The sequence below is a fragment of the Halomonas sp. 3D7M genome, from assembly GCF_014897885.1.
Taxonomy (GTDB): Bacteria; Pseudomonadota; Gammaproteobacteria; order Pseudomonadales; family Halomonadaceae; genus Vreelandella.
This window is the reverse complement of record NZ_JABUZF010000155.1, coordinates 2996-5749: the sequence shown is the minus strand read 5'-3', so window position 1 is coordinate 5749 and position 2754 is coordinate 2996. Positions and strand designations below refer to the sequence as shown.

The following is a 2754-nucleotide window of genomic DNA, read 5'->3' as shown; positions in this document are numbered from 1 at the left end:
CAAAAGCCGCCCAAGAGGGGTCGATAACTTAACGGTTAGCCAAATCTTGAACGAAAGACGGCAGCTTAAAGACCCAGAACGAACCGCCCTGAGCAATCGGCCGCGTCAGTTCAGCCATATCACCGCCCCATAGCGGAACCGCGCCGCCATAACCTGCGGTAACACCAATGTACTGTTCACCGTCCATCTCCCAAGTAACCGGTGGTGAAATGATGCCGGTACCTACCTGGAACTTCCAAAGCTCTTCACCGGTTTCTGCATGGAATGCTTTTAAGTAACCATCGCCAGTACCGGTAAACACCAGATCACCGTGGGTAGCTAGCACGCCTGCCCACAGCGGCATAGGCTCTTTATGCTCCCAAGCGTACTCACCGGTGACCGGATCAACAGCGCGTAGAATACCGACGTGGTCGTCGTACATACGCTTAATGCGGAAGCCCATACCCAGGTAAGCTGCGCCTTCCACGTACTCAACTTCCTCGGTCCAGTAATCTTCTTTCCAGTGGTTACCCGGTACGTAGAACAGGCCTGTGTCTTCGCTGTAAGCCATTGGGTTCCAGTTTTTACCACCAAGGAAAGGTGGTGAAACTTCAACAGGCTCAGAACGGGTTTGTCCCTCTTCCAAGCGCGGTGGGCGCTGGCCTTCAGCCTCAACCGGGCGACCAGTTTCCAGGTCAATATGGGTAGCCCAGGTAATGTTATCGACAAACGGGAAGGCGTTGATGAGCTCGCCGTTGGTGCGGTCAGTGACATAGAAGAAGCCATTACGGTCAGCGTGGGCTCCTGCATTCACCGTTCGGCCATTCTCATCTTCGTACTCAAACAAGACGATTTCGTTATTGCCTGAGAAGTCCCAGGTGTCGTTGGGCGTGTGCTGATAGAACCACTTCACTTCGCCAGTCGAAGGGTCGATCCCTAGCTGGCCAGAGGTGTAAAGGCTGTCGTAGTCAGACGGGTCGCCGTCTTCCGAGGTGCGTGCCCAGCCATTCCAGGGAGCAGGATTACCGGCACCAATGATGATGGTATTGGTATCAGGGTCGAAACTGGCGCTCTGCCACGGCGCACCGCCACCTTGGCTCCAGGCTTGTACTTTGCCGGTTTCGCTGTCTGGGTCATCGGGCCAGGAGGGCGCGCTAGCATCACCCGTTGGGGTACTCTCTTCACCGTTCAGACGCCCCATATGGCCTTCAACAAAGGGCCGCATCCAAATCTCTTCACCGGTATCAGGGTCACGGGCATACAGCTTACCCACAATGCCGAACTCATCTCCCGAAGAGCCATGAATCAGCAACACGCGACCTGTTTCGCTATCTTCTACAATCGTTGGCGCACCGGTCATGGTGTAGCCCGCGCGGTGGTCACCAAAGCGCTCGCGCCACACCACCTCACCGGTGTCTTTGTTCAGCGCCACGATGCCAGCATCCAGCGTGCCGAAGAATACCTTATCGCCGTAAATGGCCGCACCGCGGTTCACTACGTCACAGCAGGGGCGAATATCGCTGGGCAGGCGATGGTTGTATGACCACAGCCGCTGGCCAGTGCGCGCATCAATAGCAAAAATACGTGAATAGGAGCCAGTGACATAAATAACGCCTTCATGAATCAGCGCCTGAGACTCCTGGCCACGCTGCATTTCATCGCCAAACGAGTGAGACCACGCTGGGGTCAGCATCTCGACGTTATCTGCGTTAATTTGATTAAGCGGGCTATAGCGCTGTGCTTTCACGCCCATGCCGTACATCAACACCGTTTCAGTGTTGTTATGGTCATTGAGAATATCGTCCCAGGTCACCTCGCTGGCGTGGGCTGTCAGCGCAATGCCCCCGACGCCTAAGGCAGAAGCGTAAGCAACGGCGGCGGTGAGTGTACGCAGGCGAAAGGGCCACGAAATTTTGCGGGCTGACGTGTTGTTATTGATAGCGTCTGTCATGGGTTTTCCATCCGAGTAATGATCACAATGCAATGGCTGCAAAGCGGCCAAGCTGCTGCTTGCGTGGTGCCAGCAAGACTAAGTCCAGCTTAGAAGCTCAGATAACAAACCAATCTACCCCTCCAGTCGCGTTCTCATCCTGATTTAGCACTACTTCCAAAGGAGGAGCCTAGCGATGCCTAAGGTGCTATAGGTTCGGAAGGCCTGCCTGCCTAAGCTCACTCAAGTGACGATACATTGATCCTCTGAGGAGCATTTCCCATGACTATTACAAAAACCGTACTGACAAAAACAACCTCCGCAAAACTGCCCTTACGCCTCAGCAGCCAAGTGGGTGCTATCGCCCTTGCCGCGTTGCTGGCTTCGCCGCTGGCCTGGTCTCACGGCAGCGTGACCCCTCAAGCCGTTGATATTAAAGACCTCGAGCGCTTAGGCGACGAATGGCGGGAAGAGAACCCCTACCGGGATCATCCCCAGCAAGAGCTCGCCATCGATATTGGTGCCCGCGCTTACAACAGCAACTGTGCCGCTTGCCACGGACTAGAAGCGAAATCCGGCGGCATCGCTCCCGACCTGCGCGAGTTGGAAAACGGCGCATGGGGCGATGAGTGGTTCAAAGAGCTAGTCACCAATGGCGCCGAGCGCAACGGCCGTGTGCTAATGCCGCGCATGTCCGATTACGTTAGCCAAGAAGGGCTGTGGGCCATTCGCACATGGTTAGAAACGGTAAGTATGGAAACGACTGGACAATAATCCCAACGCTGGGAGGCACCATGGCAACCCTAACCTCCATCATCACGTTACAACGGCTCGCCGCGACGTTC

At 55.5% G+C, this 2754-nt stretch carries 2 protein-coding genes; one reads left to right on the top strand and one right to left on the bottom strand.

Annotation, left to right across the window (positions count from 1 at the left end):
• Positions 1-28: 28 nt before the first annotated feature.
• Positions 29-1930, bottom strand: a complete 1902-nt coding sequence (locus INT22_RS07450) for a methanol/ethanol family PQQ-dependent dehydrogenase (protein ID WP_226912491.1) — start codon at positions 1928-1930, stop codon at positions 29-31.
• Positions 1931-2191: 261 nt separating this feature from the next.
• Here INT22_RS07450 and pedF point away from each other — a divergent pair, with 261 nt between their 5' ends.
• Positions 2192-2683, top strand: a complete 492-nt coding sequence (pedF, locus tag INT22_RS07445) for a cytochrome c-550 PedF (RefSeq protein WP_051626379.1) — start codon at positions 2192-2194, stop codon at positions 2681-2683.
• Positions 2684-2754: the final 71 nt, after the last annotated feature.

Bases quoted from the DNA above. Each gene is read 5' to 3' on its own strand.
- pedF (WP_051626379.1), top strand. From the start codon at position 2,192: ATGACTATTACAAAAACCGTACTGACAAAAACAACCTCCGCAAAACTG.
- INT22_RS07450 (WP_226912491.1), bottom strand. From the start codon at position 1,930: ATGACAGACGCTATCAATAACAACACGTCAGCCCGCAAAATTTCGTGG.